Below are 16183 nucleotides of genomic sequence, written 5' to 3'. Positions count from 1 at the left end.
TGCTGTGCCACACGGCGCAGCGGCACTGGGCCTGTCAGCGGGCCGGAGGGAGGTTCGTCACCGTCCGCGAGATCGGCGAGGAGGTCGACGCTGACGAAGTCAGCAAGCCGGGGGACGGTCACATCGGCCAGTTCCTGCGCGGTGTGCTCCATGTCCAGCGTGCTGCCGATACGGCTGCCGACCTCGTTGACCAGCAGCAGCCGCTGTCGGGCCTCGTATCGCGAGGTCGTATCGCGGGCCGCGAAGCACACGCCGCACATGCGGCTTCCGTCCCTCAGCGGTGCGAGGGAGACGGACCAGGCATGCTCGCGGCTCTCACCCGGCACCCGGAGGAAGCACTCCAGGTCAAGACGTTCGCCGGTCCGGAGCACATCACGCATGCCGCGTTCGATCTTCTCGGCTTCCCAGTTGTCCGGCACGATCTCCGACATGGTCAGGCCGCGCATCTGCGCGTCCGTGAGGGCGACAGCCCGCTCCATGTCGGCGTTCGCCCGCACAGACCGCAGCTCCGTGTCGTAGATCGCCAGGATGCACGGGGACTGGGCATATCCCCAGTGCACCATCTCATCGGCCTCGCGCGGATACGGCCGGGGCGTGGGGGCCCATATCAGGAGCCAGTCAACTCCGTTCTCCGACGACCGGCGGTGCGCGAGCAGGTTCACCTCCACGCAGTGGCCGTCCTGGTGCCGCAGGACCAGTTCTCCGCTCCAGCTCTGCCGGTCGGCCGGCGAGGCCGGCTTCGCCGTGGTGAAGCCTTCGGCGAGCAAGCCGGCCGTCGATCGCCCCACGACCTCCTCGGCCCCGTAGCCGAGCAGGCGCCTGGCCCCCTCGCTCCAGCCTGTCACGATGCCCCGCTGATCGACGGTCGCCGTGGCCGTGTACCCGACCTCGCGATGACCATCAGATGGGCCTTCACCAGCGGTGCGGAGGTGCGTCATGGCCGTCCCTCTCCTCTCGGTGAGACCCGCCTGCGGCGATCCGGTCACCCTCGGCGACGGGCGAAGCGGCCGGCTGCCCCCGCACACCGGACCGTTCCACCGCTACCAGTATGGCGGTTCGGGCCACGTCGGGCGCCGTGGCGAGCATCGCCACGGCGCCCGACGTGCACTGGTAACCGGTGAGAGACCCTCGGGGCCCAGCTCGCGGCCGAGACCGCTGGCCTTGACGCCGCCGAAGGGTGCGGTGGGGTCGGGGATGTGGTGGTTGACGCCGATGGTGCCGGTGCGGACCGGGTGGGCGACGGCCCGGCCGCGCTCGGGGTCGGACGTCCACACTGTGCCGCCGAGTCCGAAGTCGGAGTCGTTGGCGAGGCGGACGGCATCGTCCACGTCGTCGTACGGGATGAGGGAGAGCACCGGGGCGAAGATCTCCTCCTGTGCGATCACGGCGTTGTTGTTGACGTCGACGAAGACGGTCGGCTGCACGTACCAACCGCGTTCCAGACCTGGAGTCCACTGAGGCGTGGCTGCGGAAGTCGGGCGTGGGTTCGAGGCTCAGTGATCCCGGAGTTCTCCGAGTGTGCGCTGCCCGGGGCTGGTTCTGCGTGCTTCTGGTGACCGATTCTCGGCCCCCCGCGGGGCGGCGGCCGACGGCGGCTGCACTGGTTGTTGATCTCCGGTTGTCGCGGTGGAGGTGAATGGTTCCGGTACGGGTCCTGCCGCAACGCCGGAACTTCGCGAGAATTGACCGAAGGGACGCCGAAGCCCGCGGGGTCCAGTGGCGGGCCTTGCGGGCTCGTGGGCGCTCTGGCGGGCGGGCGGTCAGCCGAGGTCCAGGCCGCGCCGTCCGGTCTCGTTGAGGTCGTCGATCGTGAAGCGATCGGTCCAGGTGCGCTCGTAGTGCTCGGCGGGGAAGTCGCTGGGGCTGGAGCCCGTCACGAATGCTTCGCGGACCTGTGCGGCGTACCGCTCGTTGCGGGCGCACCAGGGGGCGGCGGGGATGTACATGACGTTGCCCCAGCCCTTCTGGTTCTCGACAGGGGCGACGCTGTGGATCATGTCGCAGTGCCACCGGACGGAGTCGCCGGCCTTCACGTCGGGGATCGGGGTGAGGACGCGATAGAGCGTGGGATGCCAGCGCTTGGTGACCGGGAAGACCTGGTTGGTGCGCACGCCGCACATGGAGTCCTCAGGCACGTCCGGCAGCAGGGGGCGCAGCAGCAGGTAGGCCATGATCTCCGGTATCGGCACCGTGTGCAGCACGCCCTGGTCGGCGTCCATGTCGGACAGGGCGGTCCAGCCCTGGAAGGTGCGGAACGCCGAGCACATGGTGGAGCCGGGGTACTGCGGGCCGGTGGTGCGATGTGCTGCGTCCCAGGGGTCGTACTGCTCGGCGGTGCCGTCGAAGAGGTGGCGGAAGGCCTTTTGATACTCCTGGGTCATCCACAGGTCGAGGGTGCCGGGGTCGCAGTGGGTCCCGAGACCGGAGGAGTTGGCGCCCGGGGGTCGGCGCCGAATGCGGTCGGGGTACATCGCGTCACGGTCGGGGTCGAACCACTGGGTGCCGTCGTCGGAGGTGTGCTTCCAGAAGGAGTTGAGGAAGGACTGGACGGTGGCCATGCGGTCGGACTGGCGGGCCTGCATCTGGGCATGGGACCAGTAGATGGGGTAGATCTCGGGCTTGGAGCCGACGCTCCCGAAGAAGTCGTCGCCGGGGCCCCTGTAGTTCTCGAAGAACTTGTTGCGTTCGACGTAGTCGACGATGTCGGCGTCCCAGGCCAGTGCCTGCTCGCGCGGGAAGTGGCCTCGCACCACGAGACAGCCGCGCTTCTTGAGCTTGGCCATCTGGGACGGCGTGACGGTTCCGCCTGCGATGGCGTCGTAGTCCAGGACGGGCCACACCTCCTCGCCCTGCTCCCGGTCGTCCTCGATTTCGCGGATGCGGGCCTCGATGCGCTGCTCGACAGCCGCGAATACCTCTTCGACGGTACGGCCGGAGGCTTCGATGCGGGCCCGCAGGGCGGGCTTGATCTCGCGGATGGCAGCGGAAAGGTCGGCCGGGGCTTCTTCCCAGTGAGGCAGGGGTGCGGTGGCGTGGGGTTCAGTGGCGAGCGTCATCGCTCGACTCCTTTGGTGAGGGCTCCTTACCAACTCGAAGTTAACCTCTCGGGCAGGTTTAGATACTCCCGTCCCAGTTCTCCATCTGCCCTGGTCAGGCGCCTGACGGTCGGGAGCAGGCCGCTGGTGCCCAACGCCCCGGCCCTGAAGCCGCAACGATCGGGCGCGACCGGCCGAGCCGCAGCAGAGGGGGTTCGAGGGAGGACCACAATCGGTCGCATGGACTCTGTGCAGGAGTACGTCGACTGGTGAGTGGGCTGAGGAGGGCGCGACTCGTAGCCAAGCCATGACGGCGACAAGTGCGCACCTTCATAAAGGTGTCGACCTCGTGGCCATCTCTTCCACCCGTGATATTCCTCACGCACGGCGCGCTGTTGGAAGTGACCCCGACGGGGGTATGGCGCCGATCTTCCAGGGGGAAGATACCCAGGCGCCGACGTTCAGGGGCAGGCTCGGTCTCCCCCCGTGACCAGGTCTGCCTCTGCTCTCAGGGTGCGCCGAGAGAACCGTGTGCCGGTGAGTGAGCCTGACGGGCCGGGCATGTCGCATGGGCCGGGGTCACGAACACCGTCTCGGCGCCGCGCTCGACAGGCTCGGCGAGTCGGAGCGGACCGCCGTGGGGGCCGCTTTGCCCGCCCTCTTCCCTGTGGCCGGGCCCTCGGCGACCGGCGCGGCATGGCCTCTCACCACGTCCAGCCGTGACCGCCGCTGTTGTGGGACAGGGCCAGAACGGCGGTGGTCACGGCGAGGTACCGAGTCGGGCGGCCCTGGCCGAACAGGGCCGCCAGGGCCCAGGCCAGAGCGGTGTACCAGGGCATCGACCATGGTGCCGCGAGGACCCAGGCGAAGGCCAGCGCGAACGGCAGGGCGTCGACGGTGGGGGCGTGCGGAGCGGTACGGCGGTGGAGCAGCCACGCCAGCGCGATCATCACTACTGGCCACAGCACACCGACAACTGCCGCAGCCGTGCGAGGGCCCAGGACCGCGGCACCGAACTGATCGAACACCGCCCACAACGAGGGTGCGGAGACCAGTCGGGAGGCAGCGGAGAGCGGGGCCAGGGCGTGCGCGCCGTACGCTCCGTAGACGGCGGCCAGAGTCAACGCGCCCCCGCATGCCTGCCGGAGGGCCGGTCGCCAGGTGCCCGAGCGCAACAGCGGCCAGGCCAACCCGGCGCCGAGGAGGCAGGCACTGATCTTGACGCCGCAGCAGAGGCCGACCAGCGCTCCCACGATCAGGTCGTGGTGCCATCGGGTGGCTTTGCGGGCGAGGTGGACCGCGCAGACGGCCAGGCCCGCGACGAGGGTGTCCAGGTGCCCGCCCCCGACCAGCACGCCGATCAGCAGCGGGTTCACGCTCCACAGCAGGGCCGCCCGAACCGGGTCGTCGGCGATCCGCAGCAGCAGGTAGCCGGTACCCGCGAAGACGGCGGCGTTCGCGAGCATCAGTGCCCATATCGTCAGCCATGGCCGCTCCTGGCCGACGAACGCTGCCGTGGCCTGCCACCACGTCGCCACCGGCCCGTATACGGAAGGTGTGTTCCGCCACGCCTGGCTCACCAGGTGGGCGTACGCGCCGCCCAGTTGGGCGGGTGTCGTCACGTACGGGTCACCGCCGAGCGCGGCGATACGGCCGTACGAGGCATAGCTGGCCATGTCCGAGGAGCCGACCGGGGTGAGGTTGGCGACGGCCAGCGCGGCCAGCGCACCGAGCCGGAACAGGAGACGGGCATCGGGTCTCCAGCCCTGCTCATGGGCCCTGAGCATGCTCAGCGCGCCCCAGCACGCGATCGTGACCGTCTGGGAGGCCGTGTCGGGCATGGCGGGCAACCGGAGCCAGGTGATCGGCGCCCTGAGCGTGTTGTGGTTGGGCGCGCTCGCGCCGACCAGAGCGAACAGCGCGATACCGGCCCCGGACATCCACACCGCTGGGCGTGGTGTGGATGGCCGGTCGACGACCATCGGTTTTCGCGAGGGAGTTCTCCGCATCGGGTCCGCGAGACGCAGGACCCACTCACTGTGGTTGGCCGTCAAGGTCACTCTCCGGGGTGTTGCTTCAGTTCGCGGCGAGGACCGCCGTGACGATCTTGCCCGCCCGCCGCCACATCGCCCGGTAGGTGATGAGCCAGCTGTTGGGGTTTGTTCTTACGCCATGTAGACGGCGAAGCGCCGCCGACTCTGTCACTGCATCGTGCGGACCACGCAACCCGGTGCCCGTGCGGCATCTCCGGCCATCGGGAAAGCCTCGGGCGTGCCCCCCACGCACCTCGCCGCCGGAAAGCCCGCCAGAGGCCGGTCCGCAAACTGCCCGGCCAGTTCTGCACTCTTTCGTCCTTTCAGGTGGTGTCTTGGCTGGGGTTCTGGGCACGGTGACCCTGCTACCCGGGATCTCCGAGTCAGCTGTCACCTTCGCCGGCTCGCCGCCCCACTGCAACTCCTACATCATGTAGGACTAATGTGTGCACGAGACGCCGCCGTGTTCCGCGTACAGGTGTGCGCCTGAGCTGGTGCGCATCTGTCAACAGTCGCCTGTTCTTGGCCCGGAAAGGTGCGAGATGACTTCACGGACGTGGCGAAGAGCCGTCAGTGGAACGGTGCCCACGCCGCAGACAATGCCCGTGACCGGCATCGCGACGCGAGCCGCTGAACCGCACCGGACCGTCGCGTCCGGCACCTCGATCCACCTCCTGCACGCATGCCACGGCACCCCCTGTCCGACGGCTCGGTGATGGCCACACAGGGGTCGACCAACCGGCAGAACGTCGACCTCGCCCAGGTTCCGAAGCTGGTGCAGTGGGACTTCCTCGCCGCGGAGAACGCCACCTTCTACACCGACCCCGGCGTCGACATGCAGGGCATGCTCCGCGCCGTGTACCACATGGCCACAGGGGGTGAGGTGCAGTCCGGGTCCACCATCACCCAGCAGTTCGTGAAGAACACCTACCTCAGCCAGAGCCAGTCGGTCACCCGCAAGCTCCGGGAGATCATGATCTCGCTGAAGATCGGTGGCCAGATGTCAAAGCAGCAGATCCTCCAGGGGTATCTCAACAGCTGTTATTACGGCCGGGACGCCTACGGCATCGAAGCAGCGGCCCGCGCCTACTACCACGTGCACGCCTCCCAGCTGACCGTCAGCCAGGGCGCGTTCATCGCCGCCGCGGTGAACGAGCCGAGCCTGCTGATGTACGCCGACACCGACCCGCAGGCCAAGGCCCAGGCCGAGGCGCGCTGGACGTACGTCCTGCAGCGCATGGCCAAGATCCACAAGATCAGCGACGCCCAGCTCCAGCAGTACCTGGCCGCCGGCTTCCCCACGCCCAAGCCGTACACGCCGTCGGCGGGGATGTCCGGACAGACCGGCTATCTGGTAGACACCGCGAAGAAGTACGTCGAGGCCCACTCGTCCATCTCCGATCAGCGGCTCGGCCGCGGCGGCTACCAGATCTACACCACCTTCGACAAGAAGAAGGTGAACGCGCTGTCGGCGTCCGTCGCGGCCATGGAGCACAAGCACCTCGCCCCCGCGCACCGCTCGGCCGACAAGGACGTCCAGGTCGGCGCCGCGTCGATCGATCCGTCGACCGGCGCGATGGTGGCCCTGTACGGCGGGGCCGGCTGGAACAAGGGCCACTGGAACAACAACGCCGACGCCACCGGTGTCCCGGTCGGCTCCACCTTCAAGCCCATCGACCTGGCCGCCGCCCTCGACCACGGAGCCGTGCTCTCACCGGGTCAGCCGGCCTCGCCGATCACGCCGGACTCCAAGTTCGACGGCGACGACGGCATCACCATCAAGAACCAGCAGGGCCAGGAACTGGCCGACTCCGGCGACCCCACGGGGCGCCTGCATCAGCGCAACAACGTCCCCACGAAATGGGGTTACATCACCCTGCGCAAGGCCATGGAGCAGTCGGTCAACACGCCCTACGTCCAGCTCGGCGAGTACGTCGGCTACGACAACGTGGAGAGCGAGGCCCTCAAGGCGGGCCTGCTGCGCAAGAGCCTGCAGTACGACACCCCCGGCTTCTACATCGGCACCTCCACCCCCTCGGCGATCCGCATGGCCGACGCGTACGCCACCTTCGACGACGGCGGCGTGCAGCACGAGCCGTACTCGGTGACCAAGGTCATCGCCGACGGGCAGCGGCTGCCCGGCTTCGACAAGCCCAAGGGCACCACGGCCATGCCGTCGACGACCGTCAACACCGTCACCGACGTCCTGCAGGACGTCGTCAAGAACGGCACGGGCACCAACGCCCAGGGTCTGGGCCGGCCGGCCGCCGGCAAGACCGGCACCACCGACGACTACAAGTCCGCCTGGTTCATCGGCTACACCCCGCAACTGGTCACATCGGTGGCCATGTTCAAGGAGAATCCGAAGAACTCCGGCCTGCAGTCGATGAAGGGCGTCGGCGGGTTCTCCAAGGTCTTCGGCGCCGACATGCCCACCGAGGTGTGGACCAACTACATGACCGCCGCCCTCCAGGGACAGCCCGTACGAAAGTTCCCGCCAGCACCCTCGCTGGGCCAGGGCGCCAACGAATTCGGCACCCCGTCGGCCACCCCCTCGCGCACCGCGAGCAGCCCCTCAGCCACCCCCACCACGTCGACCACACCGAGTTCCAGCAGCGGACCGTGCTACAGGCACAAGAAGCAGTGCGTCAGCCCGAGTCCGACCGACACCACCGGCACTACCAGCGGCGGCACTACCAGCGGTGCGGGTGGCGGCGGGCTGCTCGGTGGCACCACCGGTGGTGCCACCTCACCCGCACCCACGACCAGCCCACCGGCGTCGGGCGGCTTCCGCAGGGGGGCGGTCGGCTGATCTGCCCGGCGGGCAGGCGGAGGTGCTTGAGCGGCGTCACGGCGGGCCCGTCGGCTGCCCGGCCCGTCGGTATGCCGCAGCGGGTGCGACGCTCTCGGCATCTGAGCCGGTGAACGCCGCCAGCGCGATAGTCACCGAGATGAGACCGCTGGCCCAACCCAGGAAGTTCCCGGATGGGCTGGAGCCGCCGAGCGTGTCGCCCGAAGCCTCACTCTCTCGCCACGCGCTACCTGGTCCGCTACTTCGAGAACGGCACCCTCATCCCGTTCGCTCTTTACTGCTCGATGGCGGGACTGGGCAGCTTCGCGTACTTCACCATCGGCTGACCGGGCGCCTGTTGCTGAGTGTCTCGGCTTGCCTGCTGCGGACGGCGTCCCGTACGTCATCGCGATGCCTGTTCCGTCGGCTGTGTCCGACTGGGCTGTAACGGCCGCGCCGGGGCGGCATCGCGTGCAGAGCGGCCCTGCATCCGTGGGCGGACCGGGTCCCCGGCTTGATTTGGGGCGGCCTGATGGGAGGAGCTACTACATGATGTAGAAATGAGCCTGGTAGTGGAGGTGCGCAGAGGGGAGGACCGTCGATGGCGCCAGGTCCCGTGACCGTCGCAGGGGCACTGGATCCGCATGCGATGCTGGCGAGGTTCGGCGCCTGGGCCGTCCTGGTCGTTGTCTTCGCCGAGACGGGGTTGCCTGCCGTCGGCGTCTTCCTGCCCGGGGACACACTGCTCCTTCCGGCCGGGCTCGCGTGTTCGCTCAGCGTGCCGGGCGCGGGCCGGTTGTCGTTGCCGTTGGTGCTGCTGTGCGCGGGAGTGGGCTCCCTGGCGGGAGCACAGACCGGGTTCTGGCTCGGCCGACGTGGTGTGCGGTCGATGCGCCTGCGCCAGCCGGAGGGGCGTAGGTGGGACCGTATGCAGCGGGCTGAGGCGCTGCTCGCGCGGTACGGACCCCGGCGGGCAGTCGTGCTGGGGCGGTTCGTGCCGGTGATACGCACCCTGGCTCACCCAGCTGCCGGACTGCTGGGCATGCCGGCGGCCTCCTTCACCCTGTGGCAGGCCGTGGCCGGACTCGCCTGGTCGCAGTCGCTGGTGCTGGCGGGGTACACCCTCGGGGAAACCGGGCGGCACGGAGCGGCTTACCTCGCTCCTGCCGTTGCCGCGGTTGTCGTGGCAGGTGTCCTGCCGAGCGCGGTCCAGTGGGTCCGGGCCCACCGGGCCCACCGCCGTCCGGTCGAGTCGGATCCTGTGGAGCCAGCGGCGGGCGTACCGTCCCAGTCGCCGTCCAACGCTGGGCGGGCGAGGTGGCGGTGACCGGATCGCCTGTGCCATCCGGTGGGCCGATTTGGCCCCTTCCCGGGCTCGCCGCCGCGCTCCTGGGGCTGATCCCGGCCTGGTATCTCGCAATCTTCGCCGATCAAAGCCACAACATGGCCGTCACTCATCAACTGCGCGAAGACCGAGCCGGACTCTTCCATGGCATGCCGTCCGCAGTCCAGCGCGCCGTCTACCAGGTGCCGATCCCAGCAGGAGCGAGCGACGTCGCCTTCTTCGAGTCAAACGCGTGGGAGAAGGACTCGTAGTACGTGCAGTTCACCACCACGCCTGCCGGGCTGACAGATTTCTTGAGACGACTCGGCGTGAACCCCGCCGGCCTGAGAGTCGGCCGCGTCACGGTGACGGTCCCCGCCCGGCAGGCCGGACGCGTCCGCTGGAGCTTCTCGACAGATCATCGCTGGGCGGGCATGACGCTGGCCGCGCGGGGCCTGTACCCGGCTCACGAGATCACGGTGAACCTTGATCATTCGCACCGGCCCACCGTGTTCGTGGTGTCCGTGATCCGTTTCGTCCATCGTCGCAGAACAGCGTCACTTGCCCCCGCCCACCCCGCGTACTGACGGGACGGCTTCGCACGGGCAGCATCGGCGGCTAGTCCGAGCTTGAGGAGCAGGCCGGGGCCTTCGATCCTCGAGCTTCTACAACGTGTAGTAGATTGACCAGGCAGTTACCCTCCCGTCTCCGCGATATCAGCAGCATGTCATCGCGGAGACGGGAACAGGTCGGCATCGCGGACTCGAACCGCGTCGCCTCGTACCCATCCCTTGCTCACACGGCGTGCTCAAACGGAAGGACGTCTCGTTATGACCGCGGCCGCCACCGCGCAATTGGCCTTCGACGGGTCCGGCATCGATGGCTCGTTGTTCACCTCCGTCACCGATTTCGCCCGCGACACGAAGTGGCTCAACACCCCACTGGAGGTGTGGACCAACCTCGGCCTGGGCGTCTTCGCGGTGCTCATGGTCATGGGCTGGTGGTCCGCGCGCCGCCGCGGCACGCAGGCGATGACCGTTGCGCTGGCTGCGCCGGTCGCCGTCGTGACCGCCTTCGCCTGTGCCGAGGTGGTCAAGAAGATCATCGGTGAGGTGCGCCCCTGCCGGTCGATGCCGCATGCCTACTTCGTCGATGCCTGCCCGGCGCCGTCGGACTATGCCTTCCCGAGCGGGCACAGCACCGTGGCCGCTGCGACGGTGGCCGCGCTGTTCTTGCTGGACCGCCGCTTGAGCGCGATCGCGGCGGTGTTCGCCGTGGTCGAGGGTTTCACCCGGGTCTACGTCGGCGCTCACTACCCCCACGACGTCCTCGGCTCCGTGCTTCTCGCACTGCCCATCGCGTACCTCGCAAGCCTGGCCCTGCGCCGCTGGGCCACGCCTCTGGTCGCGGCCCTGAGCCGAGGCGCGCTGCGACCGCTGCTGACGGCCGAACCCGCGGTCGCAACGCAGGCCGCTCGGTAGCCACACCGGTGGGGGCGGCGCGATGACCGCCCCGGGCGGACTTGCCGACAACGATCGAGTCCAAAGGCGGCACGTCACCCGGCCCTCAGCGGTGGATGATGCGCTCCTCTGCGCCGCTCGTGCTCCGGTAGGCCCGAAGCGTGCGGGACGCGGTGGGCCACGGCTGGGGGAGTGGCCGAAGCCGCCGCCAGTCGTACGGGGGATGCCCGAGCTTGGGACGCCGCCGGTCGTAACCGTTGATCACCGCCCAGCCTGCGACGCACGCCACGATCAGCACGCGGGCTGTGACATCGCCCGGGCGTGCGCCCGGCGCCAGCAAGCCGCCGACTCCAGCCGTCCACAGCCAGTACCCGAGCAGTGGATAGAGCGCCAGCTGATGCCAGGTCTTCGTCGGGGCGAGTGCCTGCCTGCGCGTGAAGAACAACCCTGCCCGCAGCTCTCTCCACCGCTGGAGGAGACCGAAGCACAACCAGGCCCCGCTTGATGCTCCCCGCATCTCGGGGGAACCTCAGTGCCCGACCGACCAGGAAGGAACCGGCCGTCGGGCCCGAGTGCGCCAGTATGCCCGGCGACGAGGGCGGCCAGAGTACCGAAAAGGATCTACCCGCCCAGGCCGGCGGCCCCTGCGGGGCCGGAGTGGTCGCGGCGGCTCATGCGGGTCCGGGGGAGCCCGCCCAGCCGCGTGCCGGTGAGCCGTCGTGACCGGGCCTTGGACCGCGGTTGCAGCACGGGTATCGGCGCCGGCGTCCCGAGCCCGGCGGGGATCACCGTGGCGGCCGCCGTGATCCGGGTTGTCGCTTTCTTTTCGGGCGCCGCCGTCTACACGCCGGGGCCCTCGGTGGCCGACCCCGCACAGGGGACGATCACCGCTGCCCTTCCTCAGACTTGGCGGCCCGGCGGCCGCGCAGAAACTCCACGAGAAGAGGCGTCAGCGACACGACGACGATCAGCGCGACCATCGGCAGCAGGTAGTGGTCGACGTTGGGGATGGATGAGCCCAACGCATACCCGGCCAGGATGATTCCCATCGTCCAGACCAGGCCGCCGGCCACCTGCCACAGCGTGAAGGTCCGCGTGGGGACCTCCAGCGCGCCCGCGATCGGGTTGAGGACCGTGCGTACCACCGGGATGAACCGGGCCAGGACGATGGCCTTGGCGTGCCCGTACCGCTCCAGCAGTTCCTCGGCCCGTTTCACGCCGTGGTGCAGCCGCGGCGACCGGCTGCGGGAAATCAGAGCCCCGCCCGCCGTGCGTCCGATGAGGAACCCGCACTGCGCCCCGGCCAGCGCGCCCACGGCCGCCGTGACCAGCAGCGGCGCAAGGGACAGTTTCACGGGTCGGTCCGCCGCTCCCGTGCACAGCAGGCCCGCGGTGAACAGCAGGGAATCGCCGGGCAGGAAGAACCCGACCAGCAGTCCCGTTTCGGCGAACAGGACCACGCCGACGCCCAGCACGCCGAAGGCGGCCAGCAGTGACTGGGCGTCGAGCACGTTCACGGCGAGCTGGGTCGTGAAGTGCAGCGGTGGGGTCATGGGGGCCAAGCCCTTTCTGAGGAGATGTGGGCGCCCAGGAGCAGACGGGCGTGGATGACTACAGCGAAGTAGACCGTCTACTGAACCGTAGACGACGAGGGTGGTGAGGGACGTTCCCGTCGGCATGCTTCCGGCTGCGGCCATCCGTGGTCGCGTAGCGGACCGGTCGAGTAACCCCGCTCCCCGCACGTGTCGAGGATCATGGGCAGTGCGCCGAGGGCCGAGTGCCAGGCGCCGGGGGCGGAGGTGCAGTCGGAGTCGTGGAGGAGGATCGTGCCGCCGCCGTCCAGGTCGTCGGTGACGGTGCGGTGGACGGAAGCCGGGGTGGCCCGTGCGGTCCAGTCCTCTCCCCAGGCGGTCCACAGGACCGGGGTGAGTCCGAGGCGGCGGGTCGCGAGGTGGGCGGCGGTGGACATGACTCCGTACGGGGGGCGGAAGAGCGTGGGCGGCCGGCCGGTCAGGTCGGCGACGAGGTCGCGGGCCCGAGCGAGGTCGTCGTGGGTGGCACGCGGTCCACGCAGGAGCAGGGGGCGGTGCAGCCAGCCGTGGATGCCGATCTCGTGGCCGGCGGCTGCAATCTCCCGGACCAGGGCGGGAGAGCGCCGTGCCTCGCTGCCGAGGAGGAAGAAGGTGGCGTGCACCCCGCGGTCGGAGAGCAGTCGCAGGAAGTACGGGGTGGAGCGGGGGTCGGGTCCGTCGTCGAAGGTGAGGGCGACGTGGTCGGGGCGGCCCCGGCCCGACAGGCGGGGCATCAGGCGGTTGCGCAGCGGCCCGAAGGTGGAGATCACGGGGGCGGCATGGGCGGCGGCGAGAGCGGGCAGGGCCGCGACCGCGGCCGATCGCAGCGTCCGGGGGATGTTCACGAGTGCTGTTCCCCCTGCCGGTGGGCGTGGTGGCCCGCGAGGCGGTCCACAAGGCCGTTGCCGATGGCGTGCATGAGGCCCGGACCGTCGTACGTCGTTGCCATCCCCGTGCCGATGGAGCATGCCCACACAGCGGTGGCCACCGCGGCGGTGGCGGCCAGTCGACGCGGTCGCCTCCGCCGCGGCAGCGGGGGCTTTTGTTCCCCGTTGGAGAGGCCCGTTCGATGCACGCGTGCGATCTCGGCCGCGGGGCCGCTGTCCGGGGTCTGGGCGAACAAGGCGAGGCCGGTCGCGCGCTGCTGCTCGCCGAGCGGACCGTCGATCAGGTCGCACAGAACCGCTTTGAGGTCGGCCGGGTCGCGAATCCATGCGGCCGCACCTGCTTCGTCCAGGGCGGCCGCATTGGTCAGCCCATGCCCCGGTATGCAGCGGTAGCTGGCGACGGGCAGGCCAGAGGCGAACGCCTCCAGTGACGTGAGTCCACCGGCGTTCTGTACGAGGACGTCCGCGGCGTGCATCAGGCTGGGCATGTCGTCGACCCAGCCGTAGGCGTGCTCGATGCCGTCCGCGCGCAGTTGCTCGGCCAGGGTCTCGTTCCGGCCGCACACGACGACCGGGACGGCGGCGCCGCAGTCGCGCAGTTCGAGCGCGACCTTGCGGACCGGTCCGACGCCCCATGACCTGGCGACCAGAAGGGCGAGCGGGGCCTGCTGCGGCAGCCCGAACGCCGCCCGCGCCCGGGCCCGCTGCTCTGTGCCGCAGGGGCCAAACCGTGGGTCGGCGACCGGGCCGCACACCCGCACGTCCCGTGCCCCTGCCGTCCGCGCCTGGGCAGCGGGTATGGCGTGGGCGGCCAGGTGGACGTCGACACCGTCCGCCACCCACAGAGGGTGTACCGAGAAGTCGGTCAGGTACGTCAGGACCGGAATGTGCAGGCGCTTCTTCATGCGCAGGTTGCCCAGGACCCGGCTGGCTCCCGGGTAGGTCGAGACCACCGCTCCCGTGCCCTGGGGAAGGGCCCGCAGCACCCGGTCCTCGGCCGTGCGGAGCAGTGCACGCGCGATCGGGCCGCCACCTCCGGCCCGCTCGGTGCTGGAATAGATCCGCTGATAGACCCATGGCGCGTGGACGAGCATCCGGTGGTAGCCCTCCTGGACGGCACGTCCCAGTTGGGCCGGCAGCAGTTCCAGCAGGTCGAACCGGTCGACCGTGAAGCCGTCCGCAGTGAGGCGTCGGGCGAGTTCGGCGGCCGCGCCGTCGTGACCGGCTCCGACGCTTGCGGAGACGACGGCGATCCTGCCTGCGTGACGCGTTGCGGCCCGCTGCTGCGAAATCGCGCCCGCGAGGGCGACTCCAGGCGCCGTGCTTCCGGCGTGGGGCATGGGCTTTCCTCCGCAGCATGAAGGGAGCGAGAGAACTCTACGAGATGTAGTAGTCCGATCTTCGAAGCCGGAGCATACCTCCTACAAGTAGTAGTTGGCCGACGGGTAGCCTGTACAGAAGTGAACGGAGGAAGGCGGATGGTGGAGGACCCAAGGCACGGGGGCACCCGAGGGGCAGCCGGCAGGCGGGCGCGCGGTGAGCTGGAGAGCGATGTGCTCGCCGCGCTCTGGGCCGCCGACGGACCTCTGACAGCACGACAGGTCCGGGAGCAGTTGCCGGGCGACCTGGCCTACACGACCGTGCTGACGATCCTGACTCGGCTTCATGAGAAGGGCATGCTCGTGCGACACCGTGAGGGTCGCGGATACGCCTACGAGCCCGCCCGTGATGAGGCGTCCCACACTGCCCAGCGCATGCACTCCCTGCTCGAGGGCGGCTCCGACCGCGAGGCCGTGCTGGCCCGGTTCGTGTCGGAACTGTCGGCGCATGACGAGCACCTGCTGCACCAACTGCTGTCCGGCCACGACGAAACACCCACTGAGGGTGAGCGCTCCCGCGGGAAGCGGTGAGTCGGATGCTGGTCAGCGTCTACGTCCCGTTCGTCGTCACTGTCGTGCTCGCCACGCTTGGACCGCGGCTTGCGCGCCGGCTGCCCCCGCGTCCCGCCGCCCGGGCGCTGGCCTGTGCCGCGCTCGTGACGGCCATCGGCTGGGCGGGGGCACTCGCCCTGCTGGCCTTCACCGGCGTGGCTCAGGTTCCGCAGGTCGCGGCTGAGGGCCAGTGGTCCGTTGCCGCGCTGCGCGCCGAGGACCCGGTGTACCGCATCGTCGCGGCCGTGAGCGCCCTGATGCTGGTCGTCGGTGTCGTCTCGCTGGTCGTGGCCGCCGTACGTCAGGTCCGTCACCTCCTGCGGGCACGGCGGGAATGCGCCCACCTTCCAGGAGACACGGACCTGGTGGTGGTGGACGACGACGCCCCACTGGCCTTCGCGCTGCCCGGCACGCCGGGACGCATCGTGGTCTCCCGGGGAATGCTGCGCTGTCTCGCTGACGGCGAACGTGAGGCCCTGCTCGCGCACGAGCGGGCGCATCTGCGCAGCCGGCACCACCTTTTCCAGAGCGTGTGGCGGCTCTCGGCGGCCTTGAACCCGTTGCTGCGGCCGTTGGCAGTCGCCGGCGGCTTCGTCCTGGAACGCTGGGCCGACGAAGACGCAGCCGAGAGTGTCGGCGACCGCAAGATCGTCGCCCACGCCGTCGGCCGTGCGGCTCTGGCCTCGGCCGGGGCGCCACGTCCCATCGCCATGGCCGTAACCGGCGGTGCGGTACCCCAGCGGGTGCGGGCCCTGCTGGCCCCGCCTCCCGCACGCCGGAACCTGCCTTTCGTGGCGGGTGGCATCCTGCTGGCCGTGTGCTGCGCCAGCCTTGCCAACGCCGCATCCGACAGCGACCACATGGTGGACAGCGCGCACTGGGCGCAGTGCGCGGTGCGCGTCGGCACCGCCGGCGTGCCGTCGCAGCATCGACACACGCCCGACTCCTGTTGCGCGGGTCACGAGCGTCAGGAGAGCAGGGAGGACCGACCGTAACCGGTACGAGTCCCGCGCTCACTCTGTCGCCGACGTGGTGTCGCCCCCGTCACCTGGCCGGACCGGAAGGATCGGCCGCTACTAGGGTGCGTTTCGAAAGTGCTGGTCACAGCCATTCGTTGATGGCTGCGACCAGTACGGTCGCTTCGTAGCGGA

The 16183-nt window shown here is 69.7% G+C and carries 12 protein-coding genes and 1 pseudogene; 6 read left to right on the top strand and 7 right to left on the bottom strand.

Going from position 1 to position 16183, the window contains the following annotated elements:
* From ABD198_RS28680 to mptB, 4 genes and pseudogenes are all read right to left on the bottom strand, one after another.
* A partial coding sequence (locus ABD198_RS28680; protein WP_344007305.1) for a PAS domain-containing protein occupies positions 1 to 845 on the bottom strand: 845 nt, incomplete at its 3' end.
* Between the two features lie 195 nt (positions 846 to 1040).
* Positions 1041 to 1442: pseudogene (locus ABD198_RS28675) on the bottom strand (aldehyde dehydrogenase family protein); the annotation flags it as partial.
* Positions 1443 to 1760: 318 nt separating this feature from the next.
* Positions 1761 to 3056: a DUF1479 domain-containing protein gene (locus ABD198_RS28670; RefSeq protein ID WP_344007303.1), complete on the bottom strand. Its 1296-nt coding sequence runs from the start codon at positions 3054 to 3056 to the stop codon at positions 1761 to 1763.
* A 683-nt stretch (positions 3057 to 3739) separates the two neighbouring features.
* A complete protein-coding gene (mptB, locus tag ABD198_RS28665; RefSeq protein WP_344007301.1) occupies positions 3740 to 4975 on the bottom strand; it encodes a polyprenol phosphomannose-dependent alpha 1,6 mannosyltransferase MptB in 1236 nt (411 codons plus the stop codon).
* A gap of 775 nt (positions 4976 to 5750) precedes the next feature.
* On the opposite strand from mptB, the gene ABD198_RS28660 reads away from it, so the two are divergent.
* From ABD198_RS28660 to ABD198_RS28645, 4 genes are all read left to right on the top strand, one after another.
* The gene (locus ABD198_RS28660) at positions 5751 to 7880 is read left to right on the top strand and encodes a transglycosylase domain-containing protein (RefSeq protein WP_344007299.1); all 2130 of its coding nucleotides are present in this window, start codon (positions 5751 to 5753) and stop codon (positions 7878 to 7880) included.
* A 580-nt stretch (positions 7881 to 8460) separates the two neighbouring features.
* Positions 8461 to 9186, top strand: coding sequence for a DedA family protein (locus ABD198_RS28655; RefSeq protein ID WP_344007297.1), 726 nt, complete (start codon positions 8461 to 8463; stop codon positions 9184 to 9186).
* A 272-nt stretch (positions 9187 to 9458) separates the two neighbouring features.
* Positions 9459 to 9770 (top strand): hypothetical protein, encoded by a 312-nt coding sequence (locus ABD198_RS28650; protein ID WP_344007295.1) that lies wholly within the window; start codon positions 9459 to 9461, stop codon positions 9768 to 9770.
* Between the two features lie 243 nt (positions 9771 to 10013).
* Positions 10014 to 10664 (top strand): phosphatase PAP2 family protein, encoded by a 651-nt coding sequence (locus tag ABD198_RS28645; RefSeq protein ID WP_344007293.1) that lies wholly within the window; start codon positions 10014 to 10016, stop codon positions 10662 to 10664.
* A gap of 863 nt (positions 10665 to 11527) precedes the next feature.
* Here ABD198_RS28645 and ABD198_RS28640 read toward each other — a convergent pair.
* The 3 genes from ABD198_RS28640 to ABD198_RS28630 form a co-directional block, all read right to left on the bottom strand.
* Positions 11528 to 12196, bottom strand: coding sequence for a DedA family protein (locus tag ABD198_RS28640; RefSeq protein ID WP_344007291.1), 669 nt, complete (start codon positions 12194 to 12196; stop codon positions 11528 to 11530).
* 77 nt (positions 12197 to 12273) lie between these two features.
* A complete protein-coding gene (locus ABD198_RS28635) occupies positions 12274 to 13059 on the bottom strand; it encodes a polysaccharide deacetylase family protein (protein WP_344007288.1) in 786 nt (261 codons plus the stop codon).
* Positions 13056 to 14441 (bottom strand): MGDG synthase family glycosyltransferase, encoded by a 1386-nt coding sequence (locus ABD198_RS28630; RefSeq protein ID WP_344007286.1) that lies wholly within the window; start codon positions 14439 to 14441, stop codon positions 13056 to 13058. Before ABD198_RS28630 ends, ABD198_RS28635 begins: the two co-directional genes overlap by 4 nt.
* A gap of 138 nt (positions 14442 to 14579) precedes the next feature.
* On the opposite strand from ABD198_RS28630, the gene ABD198_RS28625 reads away from it, so the two are divergent.
* Complete coding sequence (locus ABD198_RS28625) at positions 14580 to 15011, top strand: BlaI/MecI/CopY family transcriptional regulator (protein WP_344007284.1); 432 nt, start codon at positions 14580 to 14582, stop codon at positions 15009 to 15011.
* 5 nt (positions 15012 to 15016) lie between these two features.
* Positions 15017 to 16027 carry a M56 family metallopeptidase gene (locus tag ABD198_RS28620; protein WP_344007282.1) on the top strand — a complete coding sequence of 337 codons (1011 nt, stop codon included), beginning with the start codon at positions 15017 to 15019 and terminating at the stop codon, positions 16025 to 16027.
* Positions 16028 to 16183 lie beyond the last annotated feature (156 nt).

Origin of the sequence: Streptomyces thermocarboxydovorans, from assembly GCF_039524635.1 — a bacterium.
Taxonomy (GTDB): Bacteria; Actinomycetota; Actinomycetes; order Streptomycetales; family Streptomycetaceae; genus Streptomyces; species Streptomyces thermocarboxydovorans.
Note: the sequence above shows the minus strand (reverse complement) of the source record. Positions and strands in the feature narration are given on the sequence as shown.